The 17590-nt window shown below is 62.8% G+C and carries 22 protein-coding genes; 1 reads left to right on the forward strand and 21 read right to left on the reverse strand.

What is annotated here, in order from left to right; all coding sequences use genetic code 11:
* Positions 1-73 precede the first annotated feature (73 nt).
* The gene (locus E5S69_RS31280; RefSeq protein ID WP_171518192.1) at positions 74-1162 is read left to right on the forward strand and encodes an acyltransferase family protein; all 1089 of its coding nucleotides are present in this window, start codon (positions 74-76) and stop codon (positions 1160-1162) included.
* On the opposite strand, the gene E5S69_RS31285 is transcribed toward E5S69_RS31280, so the two are convergent.
* The 21 genes from E5S69_RS31285 to E5S69_RS31385 all read right to left on the reverse strand — a co-directional run bounded on the left by E5S69_RS31285 (position 1140) and on the right by E5S69_RS31385 (position 17581).
* Positions 1140-2120 (reverse strand): hypothetical protein, encoded by a 981-nt coding sequence (locus tag E5S69_RS31285; RefSeq protein WP_171518193.1) that lies wholly within the window; start codon positions 2118-2120, stop codon positions 1140-1142. The two genes, E5S69_RS31280 and E5S69_RS31285, sit on opposite strands and share 23 nt — an antisense overlap.
* 4 nt (positions 2121-2124) lie before the next feature.
* A complete protein-coding gene (locus tag E5S69_RS31290; protein ID WP_171518194.1) occupies positions 2125-2340 on the reverse strand; it encodes a hypothetical protein in 216 nt (71 codons plus the stop codon).
* Positions 2341-2342: 2 nt separating this feature from the next.
* Positions 2343-2567, reverse strand: coding sequence for a hypothetical protein (locus E5S69_RS31295; protein WP_171518195.1), 225 nt, complete (start codon positions 2565-2567; stop codon positions 2343-2345).
* Entirely contained in the window at positions 2564-2947 is a 384-nt protein-coding gene (locus E5S69_RS31300) for a 3TM-type holin (protein ID WP_171518196.1), read from the reverse strand. Before E5S69_RS31300 ends, E5S69_RS31295 begins: the two co-directional genes overlap by 4 nt.
* Before the next feature lies 1 nt (position 2948).
* Positions 2949-3395 (reverse strand): glycoside hydrolase family protein, encoded by a 447-nt coding sequence (locus tag E5S69_RS31305; RefSeq protein ID WP_171518197.1) that lies wholly within the window; start codon positions 3393-3395, stop codon positions 2949-2951.
* Positions 3392-3574 (reverse strand): hypothetical protein, encoded by a 183-nt coding sequence (locus E5S69_RS31310; RefSeq protein ID WP_171518198.1) that lies wholly within the window; start codon positions 3572-3574, stop codon positions 3392-3394. The genes E5S69_RS31305 and E5S69_RS31310 overlap by 4 nt, the downstream gene beginning before the upstream one ends.
* Before the next feature lie 62 nt (positions 3575-3636).
* Positions 3637-5106, reverse strand: a complete 1470-nt coding sequence (locus tag E5S69_RS31315; RefSeq protein WP_171518199.1) for an SGNH/GDSL hydrolase family protein — start codon at positions 5104-5106, stop codon at positions 3637-3639.
* Positions 5107-5114: 8 nt separating this feature from the next.
* Positions 5115-5567, reverse strand: coding sequence for a hypothetical protein (locus E5S69_RS31320; protein WP_171518200.1), 453 nt, complete (start codon positions 5565-5567; stop codon positions 5115-5117).
* Positions 5560-5871: a hypothetical protein gene (locus E5S69_RS31325; RefSeq protein ID WP_171518201.1), complete on the reverse strand. Its 312-nt coding sequence runs from the start codon at positions 5869-5871 to the stop codon at positions 5560-5562. The genes E5S69_RS31320 and E5S69_RS31325 overlap by 8 nt, the downstream gene beginning before the upstream one ends.
* A 9-nt stretch (positions 5872-5880) precedes the next feature.
* Positions 5881-8094 carry a glycosyl hydrolase family 28-related protein gene (locus E5S69_RS31330; protein ID WP_171518202.1) on the reverse strand — a complete coding sequence of 738 codons (2214 nt, stop codon included), beginning with the start codon at positions 8092-8094 and terminating at the stop codon, positions 5881-5883.
* 115 nt (positions 8095-8209) lie between these two features.
* Positions 8210-10819, reverse strand: a complete 2610-nt coding sequence (locus tag E5S69_RS31335) for a glucosaminidase domain-containing protein (protein ID WP_171518203.1) — start codon at positions 10817-10819, stop codon at positions 8210-8212.
* Complete coding sequence (locus E5S69_RS31340; RefSeq protein ID WP_171518204.1) at positions 10820-11914, reverse strand: hypothetical protein; 1095 nt, start codon at positions 11912-11914, stop codon at positions 10820-10822.
* Between the two features lie 11 nt (positions 11915-11925).
* Positions 11926-12702 carry a DNA transfer protein p32 gene (locus E5S69_RS31345; protein ID WP_171518205.1) on the reverse strand — a complete coding sequence of 259 codons (777 nt, stop codon included), beginning with the start codon at positions 12700-12702 and terminating at the stop codon, positions 11926-11928.
* Between the two features lie 3 nt (positions 12703-12705).
* Complete coding sequence (locus E5S69_RS31350) at positions 12706-13152, reverse strand: hypothetical protein (protein WP_171518206.1); 447 nt, start codon at positions 13150-13152, stop codon at positions 12706-12708.
* A complete protein-coding gene (locus E5S69_RS31355) occupies positions 13149-13490 on the reverse strand; it encodes a hypothetical protein (RefSeq protein ID WP_171518207.1) in 342 nt (113 codons plus the stop codon). Before E5S69_RS31355 ends, E5S69_RS31350 begins: the two co-directional genes overlap by 4 nt.
* 7 nt (positions 13491-13497) lie before the next feature.
* Positions 13498-14148, reverse strand: coding sequence for a hypothetical protein (locus tag E5S69_RS31360; RefSeq protein ID WP_171518208.1), 651 nt, complete (start codon positions 14146-14148; stop codon positions 13498-13500).
* The gene (locus tag E5S69_RS31365) at positions 14145-15563 is read right to left on the reverse strand and encodes a packaged DNA stabilization protein (RefSeq protein WP_171518209.1); all 1419 of its coding nucleotides are present in this window, start codon (positions 15561-15563) and stop codon (positions 14145-14147) included. The genes E5S69_RS31360 and E5S69_RS31365 overlap by 4 nt, the downstream gene beginning before the upstream one ends.
* The gene (locus E5S69_RS31370; RefSeq protein WP_171518210.1) at positions 15563-15874 is read right to left on the reverse strand and encodes a hypothetical protein; all 312 of its coding nucleotides are present in this window, start codon (positions 15872-15874) and stop codon (positions 15563-15565) included. The genes E5S69_RS31365 and E5S69_RS31370 overlap by 1 nt, the downstream gene beginning before the upstream one ends.
* Entirely contained in the window at positions 15874-16257 is a 384-nt protein-coding gene (locus E5S69_RS31375) for a hypothetical protein (protein WP_171518211.1), read from the reverse strand. Before E5S69_RS31375 ends, E5S69_RS31370 begins: the two co-directional genes overlap by 1 nt.
* Positions 16258-16259: 2 nt before the next feature.
* Entirely contained in the window at positions 16260-16508 is a 249-nt protein-coding gene (locus E5S69_RS31380; protein ID WP_171518212.1) for a hypothetical protein, read from the reverse strand.
* 77 nt (positions 16509-16585) lie between these two features.
* The gene (locus E5S69_RS31385; protein ID WP_171518213.1) at positions 16586-17581 is read right to left on the reverse strand and encodes a N4-gp56 family major capsid protein; all 996 of its coding nucleotides are present in this window, start codon (positions 17579-17581) and stop codon (positions 16586-16588) included.
* Positions 17582-17590: the final 9 nt, after the last annotated feature.

A 17590-nucleotide genomic window follows, 5' to 3' on the forward strand; every position in this document is an offset into this window, starting at 1 on the left:
GCCTTCTGGACCACAAAATGGCTACGCAAGTTCGTCGCGCTACAATGCCCGCTGCATGTAACAGAAGCGACACATGAATAATAAGCGCATCTACGAGATCGACTCGCTACGTGGGATCGCCGCGCTCGTGGTGGTCCTGACCCATTTCCAGCCGTTCTTCTGGTCGCGCGTGGTCCATTGGGGATTCTTGGCCGTAGACCTGTTCTTCATCCTGAGCGGCATCGTCCTGACCAAGACCTATGAGGCCCAGATCCTATCCGGCTCGATCAGCGCGCGCGACTTCCTTGCGCGACGCTTCGCAAGGCTGGCACCCCTGCACTACCTGGCGCTCAGCTTGTTCGCGCTGGCTGAACTGGTGTCGTGGGCCAATGGCGGCGGCCACGTGGTCAACTGGTACATGCCGCTCTACTCGTTCTTCCTGAACCTGGTGTTCCTGCAGAACGTCGGGTTGACCCATGAGATGACGTGGAATGGCGTCTCATGGTCGATCTCGACCGAGATGGTCGTCAATCTGCTGTGGTTCTATGTGCTGGTGAAGCTGCGTCCGACCGTGGCGTTCTTCGTCTCGGCAATGATCGTGGCGGCGCTGTTCATCTTCACGACGATGGGCGCGAATCTCGATTTCACCTTCGCCAACAAGTTCGGCATCAACATCGGGCTGGTGCGCTGCGTGATGGGCTTCTCGCTGGGCGTGGTGATGGCGCGCACCCTGAGCACGAATGGAAAGCAGTCGATTGGCGGACATGCAGCTGCCGTGCTCGTGCTCGGCCTGCTGGCGTGGATCGGCTATACCTACAAGACGCCGGGGATGGAGGGAGCCGATTACGTCGTCGTGCTGTTCCTGTACCCGGCGCTGGTCTTCCTCTCGCTGGGCCGGTCGTTCCTGTCTCCAATCCTGCGGTCTAAGCCGCTGGTGTTCCTTGGCGACATCTCCTACTCAGTGTACTTGTTGCATCCGCTGGTAGGATTGGCGGTGTCCCGATTTACCGGGTTGCAGGCGCCCCACCTCGGCATTGCCGCCGTGGGCGCTGTGCTGGTGATGGCGACGATTACCTATTACACCGTCGAGCAACCGGCAAGGCGGTACCTGACGCGGCGGCTGACGGGGAAGAGGACGATAGGGGCGTCACCGCCTGCAGCTACGCGGCCTTCCGCCGTTTGAACTTCAGGAACTCCGCCCCATCTTCCGCTTCCCAGAACACTTTGATCTTGTCGGCGTGGGTGTCTGGCAACGCAGGGTCGATCACCGTCACGGCGCAAGGCGACAGGCTAGAGTCACGGAACCCGCGTTCCTTTGCGTACCGATCGTAAATCTTGTAGGACGCGATCTGCAGCGCGTGGCACACCCGCCCAGAGTCCGGATCCTTCAGGACACCATAGCCGCTCACATGCTTGTGCCCGCAGATCGACAGGTGATCCCGAGTCCCGAAGTGCGTCGCCTTCATGACGCCGTGTGCCGGGTTGTAGATTGAGTTGCCGGCGAAGTCATGGCGGGCGTTGACCATCACGCTCGAGCGATTCGAGAAGTTCAGCGACATCCGGACACCGTGATCCTTGTGGACGCCGGAGATGCCGCGAGCCAGCCATTGCAGCGGATCGCCGGCACCGCTCCATGCGTCATGGTTGCCGCCGACTAGATAGAGCCAGTCCACGGATCCGATGAACCATTCCGTCAGGCGCCAGGCTTCCTTTGCGGTCGTGGACTGCTCGGCGTAGAGACGCGCCAGACGGCCGACCCAGTTGTTCGATACGTCGCCTATGTTGGCGCCGAACAGCCCTTCCGTGTTCCGGATCAGCTTGGCGTGCCGCTCGAGCGCAACGATGTCGGTGCCGTCATCGTCAACGTGCGGATCCCCGAAATGCAGGATACCGATGGGGCCGGGGATCTTGACCTTGATGTCAACGATCTTGTTGGCGACTTCCGCTCGAGACTTCTGCGCGAACTTGCGCTTGCGCATCTCGAGCAGTTCCTCGATGGGCAGATCCTCGTCCACCTGCGGCGCAGCCTCGAATTCTGTGCCTCGAGCCAGTCTATCCCGTAGCGTGGTTTCTGCCATGCCCATGCCCCGAGCCGCAGCCTTGATGGAGCCGTACTGCTGAATCAGATCGTCACGTGTCATGGCGTTAGCTATTGAGTTTCGCGGCCCAGGCGCCGCACCATTCACCGGAATCCACCAGCGGGAACATGCTGATCGTGCCGCCATCTTGGAAGTCCACCGCCATAGTCGGAGGGTTGCGCCGGCACTCATTACGTCCTTCCTTGGGCACGAAGTAGCGGCAGTTCTCGCACGCGACCAGCGTTTCGGCCGGCTCGATCTTCTTGGGCTTGCGGGTTGCCATGGTCACCCCTTGATTGCAGCGTCGGCGCCTTCAGTCGTGTCGATCGACTTCAGGCAGTGGTCTTTGTCGAACCAGTTGAGCGCCTTGCAGAGGATGCAGCCCCAGGCTTGCCTCTTCTGCATGGCCTTGCCGGCGCGGGACGAAATGGTTTCGTCAGGATCGCCCGCGAACAGCGCATTGCCGAGTTGGTCGATGCTGATCAGGATGTTCCAGAAGTAGCGCTTCATCGTGCGACCCCCTTTACCTTTTCGAGTGAGCGGAGGCCGCCCAAGCCCAACATGCCGAACAGCAATTCCCACAAGGTGTCATCCAACCCCGGCATCGTCGGGAGTTGATGGCCGGCGAGGACGAAGCCCCACGCCACCAGCGGGCGCAGGATGAACTGATAGGCCAGCGCGGCGGCGCAGACCCAGCCGACCGCAGGACGCCACCCGCTCGTGAACACGTTCGGGCTCGCGGCTTCCGCCTGATTCGTCTGGATCTGCCCCTGCACGATGGCGAGGGCCGCGGCCAGCTTCTGCTTTTCCTCGTCCGACTTGTCCGGCCAGATCGTCTGCACAACGGTCTTCGCCAGGTCAATGCCTGCGGTGATCGGGTCAAGTGCCATGTCAGCCCTCTCCGGTTTCCATGATCTTCGCCAGGCGTTCTGCCCTGGCACCTACCTGTGAATACCACTTCGATGCGCGCATGCCGGCCGCCGCTGCCTTGTAGTCCGACAGGTGCATGGCCTTCAGCGTGTTGACGAAGCCCGAGAGGCGAGGCCATCCGAGGTTGAAGCACATGTTGGCCAGCACCCGTTGCCGCGGTTCTTCCATCGCGCGCCACCAGTTGGCGTTTCGGTCCAGGTCGGTCACCGCATTGGCAATGTCCCTCTCGAGCAGCACGTCAATCTGGATGTCGTTCAGCGGCTCGTCGGTGGGCTTGTGGGGGTAGGCCGGGTCGTCGGTGATGTTGTGCCCGACGCCAACGGTCCATTTGCCGACCGTGTCCCGATAGCGGCGCCGGCGCACGCCCTCATCGAGGCGAAGCTGCGCCTTCAGCTTGTCGTAGTTCATTCCTTACCCCGCCAAATCTTCCGCAGCGCGATGAACAACTGCGCAGCGGTGTACAGGATCGATAGCGCGAGCAAGATGCGGGGGAAATTGGCGTCCCCCCACGCGAGCGCCGTAATGATCCACGGTGGCGATACCTTCACGGCTGTTGCTGCGACTGCAGACGCGGCTTCGTTTTGCATTGGGTTCCCGGGAAATGAAAGCGCCACCCGAAGGTGGCTAGTTGGCGGCTAGGGGCGCGGCGTTACGTGCCGACCATCTGGCATATCGTGTCCGCAATCCGCACGGAGGCTTGATAGGCCAAATAGTCGAGGCCCGCTTGATCCGGGTGTGCGTTGTCCGACGACAGGTAGAAGTCCTTGTTGCCGGTCGTCGTCTCGCCAGTGACCTTGCCGGTACCGGATAGCCAGTTCTCCGCCGTGCTGTCGATGTAGCGGAACCTGCTGGCATTACCCATTGCGGCAAAGCCAGCGCCCACGGCGGTGGACAGGTCTGTGCCCGGCGTGCCAGATACATTGATTGGTCCAAGGCCAATGTGAATCGCCTTGGGCACGGCTGCGCTCACCTGTGACAGCACCGATTGCACAGCAGCCGTCACGACAGACGATCCGGCCGCGGCATCGTTCTGCGAGCCCCACCAGACGTAAATGTCGGCATCCAGCGCAATGAAGTCTGCCACGCGCTTTGCGTCGTTCCAGGCGGGGCCGTTCGGCGTGACCGTGGTGTTGACGGTCGCCCAGCCGCTGCCGCCGATGGCGTTGATCTCGGCGCGGTCCGCGAGACCCAGTCGCTGGCCGATGGATAGCCCAATGTGGGCGCCGGCATAGTCCAGATAGGTTCCGTTGGTGATCGAGTCACCCACGAATGCGATCTTCGGCGCCAGCGCCGGCACAGCGTACGGCAAGACCGTGCTTTGGTTGTCGACGTTGATGCCGTAGAGCTTCTGCCCCGAGCCGTGCCAGATCAGCTCGATCCGGCGCATCTTGCGCTGGGTGAACTGGGCCGACCAGACGGGGCCATTGAACGTGGCGCCCGTACCGGAACCCGTGGTCGAGCCTTGGGTAAAGGTGGTGGTCGAGACGGAGTAAGCGCCCTGGTTGGATACCTCGATGGCGCTGATCGCACCGCTGCTGACCTGGATCACCGTGACGACAGCAGCCGTGCTGAACGTCCCGCCGGCCAGCGTGATCTGATCACCAACCGCATAGCCGGAGCCGCCGGCGTTCTTCGAGACCTGCGCCAGCGTGTACGTGCGGGTATTGGTGCCAAAGTCGAACTTGACGTAGTGCGGGTTGCCGTCGTTCGGGAACACCGCCAGCCTAGCGCGAGCGATGTACTCGCCGTCGACAATCGCGCTGACCGCTGCGAACTGCGTGCCGCGGAACACCGCTTCGAAGGCCGGCGCGTCCGTCACGAAGCGCGTGCGGATCGGACTATTCGATGCCTGCTTGCTGCTGTCGGCAAACGTGATGCTGGAGCCTACACCGCGGTTGGTGCCGTCGTTGATCACAGCATTGCCGATATGCGTGAGCGCGTCGTTATCGAAGCGGTGCGAAACGTTGCCGGCGGTGTTCGCGTTGATGGTGGATGCGTTGCCCTGCATCGTGACAGTCGGCGGCGAAGCCATCACTGGATAACGTGAACCTACCCCATCAAAGCGACGAGCCCACCGCTGAACGCGAGACTCGCGGAAAGGCGCATCAAGAATACCCATATCTCACCTCACGAAATCGTAATAGCCGGCTGCACGGTGACAGCGCCGTTGGAGTCGCGCGTCACAGCGGGTTGCGTGACGGTCTTTGCCGGTGTTCCTGCGTAGGTCGCGTGCCATGCGTCGATGGCGCCTGGGAATGCGGTGCTGGCTACGTCGGTTGTGAATACGCCGCTCGTTCCATCGGGCCACTTGATGCTGGCTGTGGTGATGGCGCCGTTCGCGTCGCGGGTGGCGCTGACAAGCTGGAAGTTCTGCACCTGTGCCCACGACAGCAACAGCGCCAACCGCGCGCCGATCGTCCCAGTCGGATACGTCAAAGCTGGATTTAGCCCCACCAGCGCCGCCCCCTTCGCTGGGTCGGTGGCATTCGCCACATCCGCGCGAAATTGGGTATCGACATCGCCCTTGTCGCCCTTATCCCCCTTCCAGAACGGCAGCAAGTTCATCGGATACTTAGCCATGGGTGATGTCCTTGATCACGTTGATGTACTCGGTGTTGTTGGAGAATGGGCGGTTGCTGGCGTCGATGATTTGCACGTCTAGCGATAGCCGGCCAGTAGGCCAGCCGGTCGTGCCGGCGCTGTATATGCGATACAGGCCCTGCGTCGCATCGATCCATTCCGCCGTCAGTTGCTCTACAAGGCAGCCGCTGGCGTCGCGCACCTGCGATGAGATCGACCAGCCCGCGAAGCTCTGCACAGAGCCATCGGGGCCGAAGAACTGGCCGCCCCGCTCGAAGTTGTCACCACGTTTGATAGGGATCATGTCGGCTCCTTAGTTGAGTGCAACCCAATCGGAGGCGCCGGTGCCGGTGTTTTTCGCCTTGTACCACTTGTTGTTCGTGGTATCGAGCAGTTCTTCCCGCACGAAAGCGGCGTTCACGCTAGGCGCACCGGCCGAGGTGCGGTAGCCGTTTTGCCCGACCGCGACCCATGTGCCAGGCGAGCCAGCAACAACGCACGTCCAACCCTGCGGCGTCCCATCCAGCGGGTTGTCATTGCGCCAGTAGTCACCCACAACGCCAGTGATGTACGCGGCAAGGGCTGTCTGCGGGTTGCTCGAATTCCCGTTTTCCAGATACTTCGCGCCGAACCGCGCGCTGGGCGTGTGGTTGAAGAACTGCGTGTATGTGCCAGCCGAATAGGTGTTGCCTCGCTCGATAAATCCGATGTCGCCCTGTACGTCCCAAGCAAACGGGATGGGTGAGCCGGCATTGCCGGTCATGTCGTTGCCGATGGCCTTGAAGTTGTAGCTGTCCACGCGGACATAGCCGTTCTTGACAGAGTTCCCTTCGAACACCGTGCCCTTGCCGCCGGGTTGCAGCAGGATGCCGCTGCTGTTCAAATTGAAGCGGTTCCCCTTGTACACGCACCCGAGGCGCTTGACGGACATCTGGATCCCGTACGTGTCTTGCGCCGTGCAGCCGGTCATCACAAAGCCTTCGATGTCCGCTGCGCCCCACCCGGACGGGTAGTAATCCGATACGATCAGGCCGCCACCGAAGAACTGCGCACCGGTAACCGTGACATTGGCGTTGTTCTGGTAGATGTCAGCCGTGAACAGGATGTGTGAGCTGACGCGCTCCGACGTGCGCTTCGAGTAACCGCCGGTAATCTCAACGTTGGAGGCTTCGTAGATTTCGACCCAGATGCCTTCGCCATTGAGCCGGCAGTTGTCGAACACGGTCGGCCCGATGTTCCTGCCGGCAGCGAACCGCGACACCCGGCCTAGTGGCGCGATAGCGTCGCAGTTCACTGCCTTGCAGTTGATCGAGTTGTCAGAGAAGGCGACATCCTCGTTCGAAGTGTTCCAACTGCGCCCGGTCTGCTCCATGCGGGCCCTCGTGACCTGCACGTTGTCAGCGTTGCGGGTGATGACCGAGTAGTTGCACGTCTGGTACGTGAACAGCCTGTCAATGAAGACGTTTTTGTTCTGCGCGCCGTTGAAGACATCCATCATCAGCGCCGAGCGGCACGCCTCGGTTCGGACGCCGCTCATCCAGACGCCGTTATTGCCTTCGAAGGCGAACGGGTAGTAGTTCTCCGATGCGATGTAGTCGCTGCCGGCAATCGACGTGTTGCCGGAGACATTCGGGAAGTACGGATCGGCGATGGTGATGCCGGTGCAGTTCTTCAGGAAGAACGCCACGCGCTCGGCGTCGGTGCCATTGACGATGACCTTGGCGCCCGCGTCGAACAGCAGCGCAAGATTCGAGCGGCTGGTGATCTGCACCGCCGTCTTGCGCGTGCCGCTGAACTTGTCCTTGTACGCGACAGAGGTGGCCGGGATGATGACGTACTGGCCGGCAGGGAATCGCAGGGTAGAGTGATCAGGGATGGCGTTGATAGCCGCCTGGATCGTCGCAGTGTCGTCCGTGGTGCCATCACCCTTGGCGCCGAACTGCTTCACCGATACTGGGCTGGCAGTCTGGTTCAGTTTCCACCGGCCGCCGTCGCCTGCGACGATAAGCGTGCCGCTGTTGTCAGAGCTGGTAGTGTCGGCTGGGTCGTAGGAGTACGCACCACCGCCGCCATCCCCAGCCGCGTAGTAGCCGGCCACGAACGCGCGCGTCCATTTGGTCTTGTCCAGCGCACGCAGCGCCGCGATGCTGTCGACAACGCGATTAGAGCCGGACAGCAGGATGGCAGACAGCGTCGTGTTGCCATATCCGATCATGTCGGCGCCAGACGAGCCGGACAGCGCGCCAGCCGACACCATGCCCTCGACGTTGTCCCGGTCCCATACGGTGACGTCCGACGCATCCTTGGCGATGATGCGATAGGCGCCAGATCCGTACATAACCACCTCGCCGCGGGCGTCCGCGACAACCGGATTGGTGTTCGGCGTCGTCTGCGCGGAGTCCTGATAGGTCGCCTTCGGGGTGAGCGTTCCGGCTGCGTAGGTATAGAACTTGTACCCCACGCCAGGCGCCCAGGAATTCGTCGGGATCAGTTGCTTTGCGAGAGGCAACAGGCTTGCGTTGGCCATCGTGGCTCCGAAAATGAAAAAAGCCGCTCGAAAGCGGCTGTGCTATGCTGATTTGATGGACTACGACCTAACTCATGCGGCCTTGGTCGGTCTTGGGGCGGGCGTCGTTCAGGTGCTACTGGCCCGCTTGACCGCCAAGAAGGCCGATGCCGCCCGCAAAAGGCGGCAAGAGCGCACGCAGCGCATTTACTGGCGCTTCTTTCGCTTGGCTCGGCACCTGCGCCGCAAGAGCGTTACCGACCGCACGCTCATTACGGAACTGGTTGACGCTGTCCCGAGCGAGATTCACAAGCGGGAATTTCCCGACTGTCCCACTCATCTGCGAAAGTAGGTTCATCACCGCCGATGCGGTGTTCGAGTTGTTCACCGCGGCGCCGGCCGGTGCCGACTGGATGTACGAAGCCACCCGACCAATCGCCTTCAGTTGCGCGATTTCTTGCGGCGTGAACATCGTGGCCAGCTTTTCGTCGCCAAGCGACTGCAGCGCCTTGTTGTAGCCAGACTGCGAGAACTTGCCGACCTCATCGCTGGCGCCGTTCAGCGCCTTGGACTTCAGGAAGTCCACCACCTGACCGCGCACCGCCGAGGCCTGCCCAGGCGCGACATCAAACATGGCCTTCACGTCAGCGACCGGCGCATTCAGCACGTACTTCTGGAAGAATTTGTCCGGTTCCGCACCGTCAACCGCGGCTTTCAGTGCTGGGGTCGAGTCGATTTGGCCGAAACGCTGGCGGGCCGCGGCACGCGCCTGATTGAATGCGCCTTGAGCCTCGGCGCCCAGCGAGGAAGGCGGCAGCGGCGCGCCAAACGGGACGATCTGATTGCCACCGAAGCGGATGTCGCCCATCGGCTGCGCGTTCTCCAGCGCATCCCGGACGATTCCCAGCGCGCGGACGGCGTTACCGTCGCCGGCTCGCTGTGCCGAGCGGGTAGCCTCGGCCAGCGTGGACTTCAGTTGTTCCGCCGTGCTGATGTTCAGCGGCATCTCGCCCTTGCTGACCTTGTTGACAAGATCGGTGATCTGCCCCGGCAGAAATCCGGACTTCATTTCCTTGTCGAGGGTCGTCAGCGCCGTGTCTGCGAACTCGCGATGGTTGAGCGGGATCTCATTGGCGTTCAGCGCCCGCGCCTTGTCGTATAGGCCGGCGATATTCGCCCGACTGCCGGCGTCGTATTGGCGCAGTGCGTTCAGCAGGCTGTTGCCGGTCTGAAACTGACCTTCAGCCCCCGCGGCGCCGCGCTCGTTCAGCGCCTGGATCAGCTTGTTATTCTGCGCAGCGAAGCGATCAGACAGCGCATTCCCAGCGCCGGCCACACCGCGCAGGTTCTGTTCGCTGGCGAACTGAAGCGGGTTACGGGTGGCCTGCCCGAGCGTCAGCGCCGCCTCATCACCCAGCACCGCGCTCCCTTCTGCGGCACGCAGGATAGCCCGAGCGTCCATCGTCTCGTTTCGGCGCAGCGCCGTGCCAACCTGTTCCCGAGCCTTCTGCAGGATCGAATCAGGGATGGCGGACAGGTCAATGCCCTGCTCGTCCGCGGCACGCTGCAGGATCGTCTGTGCGTCGAGGCGCGCCAGATCCGGGCTGCGCATGGAAGCCTTGGCGCGCTCGATCAGGCCGGATGCGCCCTTGATCAGTTTGTCAGCGGCAACGCCACCAGCAGCCCCCAGCGCCCCGCCGAGGCCGACTTGCGCAGCCTTGGACGTGCCAAAGTTGCCGGTGTCGAGCACAGGCGCTGCGAGGCCCGACAGCGCCCCTTGTGCGCCGGCGCGAGCAGCAATCTGCCCGACCGTCGAGGCGCCGCTCATCGGAATCAGGCGGTTGACAGGGTTGGCGATGTTGCCAGCGACACGCGACAGGTCAACACCATCCCGACCAGCCATCTTGCGCGAGGCGTCGTACTCGGCATTAGCACCCTTTACGATGGCATCCACGCCGGCCACGCCAGACGAGCGCGCCACCGGCAGGCCCATGTCGGCCAGTTTGTTGCCGAACTCGTCCACTGCCTGGCCGACGCTTTCCGGCACAGCGCGGCGAGCCAGTTGGGCTCCAGCGTCCACCGCATCGCGCAAGCCCATCCAGACGCCACCGAGCGCGCCGCCCTTCGCTTTTGAGGCGCCAGCGGGTGCCGGCTCTGCGTTGCTGCGGCTACCCAGCGCAGCCAGGAGGTCGTCAGTGCTTACGCCGGACAGGTCGGCAGGCGTCGCGGCTTCAGCGGTGCCCGAAACGGCCGACAGCACCTTGTCAGCCACTGCGGCCACCGGACCGGGGGTCAGGCGCTTGTACGCAGCCGTCACCTTGGCGGCGTAGTTCGGATCCTCTGCGTAGCCCTTCAGGCCGGCGAGGTACTTGGTGGCGTCCGTGCCGGCGCCCTTTGCCCCCGCGTACTTGCGCCCTATCAGGCCGGCGAAGTCCGAGGCGAACGCATCCGGCGACTCGTAGGCGCGGTACTTGTCGCGCGAGCCGGTCATGTTGTCCGTCGCGGCCACGCCAGAACCGGAGAAGTCCTTGATGTTGCCGAGATTGAACGTCCCTGGCACCACCGACTTACCCCATCCGGTTTCTAGCCCCCATTGGGCCAGCAGCAGCTTGGGATCGACGCCGATCTGCTTGCCGGCGCTCTCCGCGATGCCGCCGTACTGCGCCGCAAACGATTCGGGCGTGGCTGCCTTGGGCTTGACGGATGCCAGCAGCGATTCGGTCGAGGCGCTAGACAGGTCTGCCATTTAGTACCCCATTGCCTTGAGTTTTTGTGCCAAAGCCGGGTCGGAAGCCGCGCGGCGCTTCAGTTCAGCTATAGCCACATCCTGGCTCATCGGTGCGGCTTTCGTGGGCGCAGCGGTGTCGTTGCCGGCGTATTTGTTCTGGATCTCTCGGATTGCCTTGATGGCGGCCATCTTGGTGTCGCGCGGAATGGTCGGGTCACCGATCGTGCCGGCCATCTGGCGGTACATGGCAACATCTTTGTCCGACTGCGGGCCGCTCATCTTCGGCATCTTGGACACCAGCATGCCTTCAATGGCCTTCAACTGAGCCGCGGCCTTGGCGCCTTCGGTCGATTTTCCGAACGCTGCCATTCCCGCATCCACCCCGGCGCCGAGATAGCTGCCTGTCGATGCCGGAACAAGTTTCTCGGCCTGATCGAGCAGCCCGAGCGCGTCGTTTGCGTCCTTCACGCGCTGGGTCTGCGCTTCGGCTTGCTTCTCACCGGCTTTTGCCGTGGCAGCCTGTAGCGTCATGTCTTGCCCACGCCGGGTCGTCTCGGCAGTCAGATCCTGCCCGCGCAAGGTGATCGCATTCTTTGTGTTTTCCTTCACCTGATCGCGCTCAGCCTTCCACTGCTCCACAATCGGAATCATCTTCATGCGGTTCGCCTGGATCGTCGCCGGATCGAACTGAGCCGGCAGGCGCGATGCGACATCGGGATAGACGGATGCCGCACGCGCGCGGAATTCATCCCACTGCCCCTGATTCTGGATGCCGGCCATGTTCTTGTCGGCCCAATCGAACTGCGCAATCAGTTCATCGCGCTTGGCCTTCTGCGCGGCCTGTTGCTGGGAAGTCTGCTGCGCATACATCTGCTGGTATTTCGGCACTTCGCCCGGAGCGGCGGCAGCAATCTGCGGCAGCGCCTCGCGCTTCAGGTAGCCGGTGGCGTCATAGTTCGCCGTGTTGCCGAGGATGCCGGCCAGCGCGTTCTGCTGGCCGATCTCCTGCGTCTTCTGATCGAACATGAGTTTGCGCAGCTTGTTTTCCTGCGCCTGATCGGTCAGTTGCTGCGAGGATTGCCAGCCTTGGAGGAATGGGAGCGTGTCTGCCATGTTCTATCCGATCAGGAAAGCGTCGCGTAGGGCTGCGTGCCGGCGTAGTAGTCGGTCACAGGAGTGGTCTGCGCCGAGCCACCGCCTCCGTAGTTGCCCCAGTTCACATTGGAAAGCTGGTTCGCCGCGAAACCGAGACCTTGCCCGATGTAGCCGGACGCACGCTGCGAGCCAGCCGCCGCGGCATTGCCCGCGTAGAGCATGTTGTTGCCAGCGTTCGTCGCGTAGTTCTGGCCAGCCTGCTGCGTCGCATTCGTGGCGGTCTGCCCGATGCCGGCGAGAGTCGCCAAGCGGTTGAAATGGTTCGTCTGGTTCGTGTTGAACCGATTGAAGGCGTTGTTGTACTCGTTCGAAGCGTAGTCCTGCCCGTACTTGCCAATCGCCTTCAGCGCAGCGCCGGAGAGAATGCCGCCGCGCGCTGCCGCCGAGTTCTCGATAGCCTTCTGGCCCTCGTTGAGCCGGAACTGGAAGCCCGGGTCGCCTTGGAAGTTCGTTTCATCGAAGTTCCGCAGCAGGTCGCCGCCGCCATCGTGCATGCCCTTGAGGCCCATGCGCCATGCCAGAGCGTCGAGCGCATTGCCGCCGGTCTCACGCCACGGCGCTTGATCCTCGCGCGTCTGGTCGTACATGTACTGCTGCAGGGCATTGGCGTCGCTCGCTGCTTGCGCCTGCCGGTCTGCCGCAGCTTTCGCGCCCTTCGCACCGATCAGCGCACCACCGACCGCGCCGGCCGCAGCAAGGCCGCCGCCCACCACAGCAGCCGTGGCAGCAGAGATCCCAAAAGCCATGATTTACCCCTTGATCCGATTGGCGATCAGTTGCTTGTTTTCCGGGCCGCCGAGCAGCTCACAGGCCTTGGATTCCGTCAGGATCTCGACCAGCTTGTCCGGGTCGGTTTCGTCGGTCGGGAAGAAGTTCGTCCAGACCGCGTCTTCCAGTGCCAGCGCGCAGTTCTTCTGGCCCGGCTTGACGGTCAGCGTGTGCGGCGCGGCAATCTCAACGGTGCCGTCATCAGTCACTAGTTGCAGCCGGCCGGCAGACAGAACCGCCAGGTTTTCAGTCTTATGGATGGCGCCCACCAGCACAGTGCCCTTCGGGATCCGGATCTCGCGCGCGTACATGCCGGGCGCAAAGTAATGCCGCACCGGGCAATCCACCTGCGGATGCTGGTTCATCGCCGCCTCAAGCTCGCGCACGCGCTGGCGCATCGGGCGGCCGAACGTGACTTCCATCTTCACGAGAACAGCGCCCCAGCCATCCATTCAGCGGTGATGGACGACGCAGCGCCGGCAATCGCCTGGATGAAATCGCCGGCCTGCATGGCGGGCACATCGACGTCCATATAGTCGTTCGCCGGGATGCTCTTGCTCGGGAGAAACTTGTTGCCGTCCGACGCCGAGCCACCCACCGGCACGGCATGCAGGCTGACCTGTACCGCGCCGGAAGTGGTGTTGCTCAGGCGGATGCGACCGCCGCGCAGCAGGTTTGTTGTCGGCTGCACCGGCACCACGTAGAGCGATGACAACGACGTGCCGAGGACTACCGGCTGGAATGCCTTGATATATGTGATTGCCATGTGTTCCTTATGCGGCGCGGAAGGTCATGCCATCGAGAGAGAGCCAGGAATTGGAGCCGCTGGTTGCGCCAACATCGCCGGACGGATAGATGTCGACGCGACCGAGCGCACCATTGCTGATCGCAACAAACAGTTCCTCGTTGGCGGGCCGGTAGCCGGCTGGCAGGTTGAATACGGCGTTGCCAATCACCCCGCTCTTGACCATGCCGCGCAGATGCACGACGCCGCTCAGATCCTTGTAGTAGCCGGCGTTGTTGAAGCCACCACCGAAGTTCACCCACGAATTCAGCAGAGTCGGCGCGATCCACGCCTCCACAGTCGGCGGGCGATACGGCGCGGGGATGTCGAGGATCATCCCCTCCAGTTCTTCCAATTTTCGACGGATCGGGTTCAGGTCGGGCTGCTGCGGAATCAACGCCTCAAGCTCAGCGATCTTGCGCATCGCTTGCTGAATGCCGGCGTCCTGCGGCACGAATGCCTGGAACTCGATCACCTGCGTGGCCTGCTCGATCAGCGTGATGATCTGCGACAGGTCCGGCGTCGTGCCAGAGCCGCCGACACGCGCCAGCAACTCGTTGTAGAAGATGACCCAAGACGGCGTCAGGTTGCCGTTGCGGTCAATGATCGGCTCGCGCCATGGGACAGTCAGCGCGCTCATGCGGTCCCCGGCTGTGCGTCAACCCATGCGCCTTGCATGGCGATCTTCGCCTTGGCAGTCGTTGCCAGGCGCCAGATGCGGTCATAGCCCGAGCCAAGGCGCTGCCACTCGGCGCGGCGCTTGAACTCTCCAATCTTGCCGAGGCTGCGGATCAGCGTGCTCGACCACGTATGGCCGCCGTCATCCGACCATTGCAGCCACACCTGGGGGTCAGGCTCTGTGGGATTGCCTACCGCCATCTCCGCATCGAGGCGAAAGCGCTGGTAGAACATGCGGAAGCCATCGGCCTGCACCGAGTGCGGGAAGTCCTTCATGCGCAGGATTTCGGCGCCATCGTCTGACGTCGCATCCAGGTCCAGCTTGTAGACACGCCCGTCTTCGTGATCACCCACCAGGTTCATGCCGCCGTAGTAGGCGTGGCAGTTCGCCCGGTCGCGCGTCAGGTTGTTGAGTGAGTCACGATAGGCGCGCTCATGCCACTGGCCGACCGCGGCGTCGAATGCCCACGTCTTGCCGGCAGTGGGAAACGACAGCACGTAGAAGGCGTGCCCAGCCTGCTGGTACACGAAGGAAAAGGCGTCGTCGGTGCGCGCATAGGTGCGCAGTTCCTCTTCCATCGCGTGCGTGCTGATGCGCTGCGGATCACCGCCACCCGACATCCACACGATGCCGCCGCCCTGATCGTTGGCGCCGAGCCACACAATCGCGTTGTTGATGCTCGCGGCCGAGTACTTCGCGGCAATGCCCTGCTCGATGAACACGCCATTTAGGCGCGCAAAGGGCGAATCCGAGCCGCCAGATGAATAGAACTTCTCCGTCGAGCGCGCCCCGAACAGCCAGATTTCGCGGTGATCAACCAGCAGCGAAACCAACTCATCCGGCACGCCTTCAGCCGAGGCGAAATCCAGCGGGTCGAGCGTCAGCGCATACAACCCAGTCCAGTACCACTGCTGCGTGCCAGGCCGATTGAAGATCAACCGGCCATCCACGAAGGCGACGAACTCCGCGCCATACCAACCGTCACCAGCCATCTGCCCGATGGTGAAGTCAGACAGCTTCACGGTCGGCGCGGTCGTCGTGCCATCCACGAAAACGGCATGGATGCCATTGTCCGAGGCGATGACCGGGCCATACGTCGTCACCAGCGTGCCAGCTTCCACCCATCCCGACGCATAGCGGTAGACCTTTGCGCCGCGCACGCCGAACAGCACGCCATTCATCGCGGTATAGAGACAGCGCACCGGGCCAGCGCCCGGGATCGTGCTCCAGACCGCCTTGCCCGGCGTGCCGTAGTAGGTGAACGGCACCGGCGAATCGGACGGATTGGCCTCGGCGTAGAGGTTCACCTGGCGCTGCGCCGCCGCGATTAGGCTGCGCGCGGTGTAGGCGCCTGTCGTGAGCGGGAAGCGGGCCATTATTGGGTGATGTCCCGGACGATATTTAGGAACTCGGTACGCGTGGACGTGCGCCGGCCCGTCAGATCGGTCAGTTGGACGTCATACGATAGGCGGCGCTCCGTGGTCGACCACTCGTCGCTATTTCCGCCGACGAGCGAATACAGGCCTTGCGTCGCATCCATCCACGTGGCAGTTAATTCCTTGACCAGCAGGCCGCGGCGGTCGCGGATCTGCGCCGCAATGCCGTAGCCGGTGAAGTCGAACGCCGCGCCATCCGGCCCGAATACCTGGCCGCCGACCTCAAACCAGTCGCCGTGTTTGATGTCCATCAGCCGTTGTCCACCGTGAAATTGATCGGGCCTTTGTCCGGCGCGTACTGGATCAACAACTCGCGGAACGCGGACGCGCGCTGCAGGATCGTTGTCGCCTTGGCGGGCGGCACGCTGAAGTCATCGCAGCACTCCGCCGCGACCATGTAGCCAAAGCCATAGGCCCATACCGCCTTCTGGGAGTCATCAAGCACCCAGGTCGTGTAGCCAGCAGACGGCGACACATCCGAGAGCGAGGCGCCCATCAGCGGCAGGCTTGCGAGCAGCGAGTCATAGACCTCTTTCGCGGTCGCGTAGTCCTCGGGGCTAGCCGTCTGGCCCGTACCGACGACGCCGCACTTGCGCAGGGCGAACTCAACAATTGGCTGCTCAGCGAATTCCATGCTCAAGCCTCAACGGCGGAGAACGGGTAACGCATGATCGTGATCGGGCGCTCCTTGCCGGTGTCCGGGTCTTTCAGGAACGTCTCGATCTTGGCGTTCTTCAGCGCTTCGAGATGCGCCTCGCCAATGACCACTTCCATGTTTCGCTTGATCTGGATCAGGTCGCCATTCACGCCGAGCAGCACATCGCTGTCGTCGTCCTCGGACGAGTGAATCGTGACCTTGAACTTCTTGCCGGTGTCTTTCGCCATGTCTCAGCCTTAGAAAAGCAAAAGACCCGCACGAGGCGGGCCAGTGGGAGAAGAACCCGCCGAAGCGGGCTCAGGGATTACGACAGGGTGTCGGTGTTCGCATGCTCCAGGCGGCAGAGCCATGCGTCATTGAGGATCTTCGTGGTGGTCGTGGCCTTCCAGCCCGAGGACGCACGCTGATCCAGTGGGTCAGCCGAGCCAGCCGAGCCGAGCGCCTTGATGATGTTCTTCATCGCGTTGCCGGCCAGCGGGCACACACCGTAAGCGTCAGCAGCCACGATCAGCGTCGCGTACACGTCGGCGTTGGTGCCAGTGGTCGAGATCATGGTGCCCTTGGCGGCGCCGGCGTCAGCGAACACCTTGCCGTTGGTCGACACCACGAAGCGAATGTTCTGGAATGAGCCGCACTCGTTTTCCATCACATCCATCTGCGCCGAGTAGTTCGTCACCGGGATATAGCCGGTGATGCCTTCCAGCACGGCCTCGGTGTCCGGGTGGATCAGGCCGACGTAGGCCGGGCGGATCGGCTGGGTGGCGATGCCGGTCGAGCCCTTGATCATCTCGCGGATGAACTTGGCGTTCTGGCGCTTCAGGAAGCGGATGGCCGTCTTCAGCAGCGCAGCCGACATCGCGGTATTCACCGAAGCGCGGGCGGCGCCGTTGGCGTAGAACACGTTGGTGCCAGCGACCAGCACGTCACGGCGGATCTGGTCCACGGTCGTGCCGGCCTGCTCGCCCAGCACCTTGCCGGCCTCGGTCAGCACGCTGTCCTGGTTGGTCAGGTCGACCATGTCCGACAGCGTCACGAAGTCGCCGTACTGCGCCAGGGTGGCGGTGATGTCGGTCACGGCCAGGCTGGAGCCGGCCGGCGTCACGCCTTCGGTCAGCGGCGTGGTAGCCGGGGTCAGCGCCGAGTAGCGGCGGAACTTGATCTGATTGCCGCCATTCGTGGGAATGGTTCGGGTCTGGCCGAATCGGCCGTGGATGTCAGCCGGGACAGCGCGGGTCAGCAGGTTCCGGTCGTAGAACGCCTGTACCCCCGGTGGGACTTGGGTGAGAGTGGTCGTTGCCATGGTTCAATT

Origin of the sequence: Cupriavidus necator, assembly GCF_013141915.1 — a bacterium.
Taxonomy (GTDB): Bacteria; Pseudomonadota; Gammaproteobacteria; order Burkholderiales; family Burkholderiaceae; genus Cupriavidus; species Cupriavidus necator_B.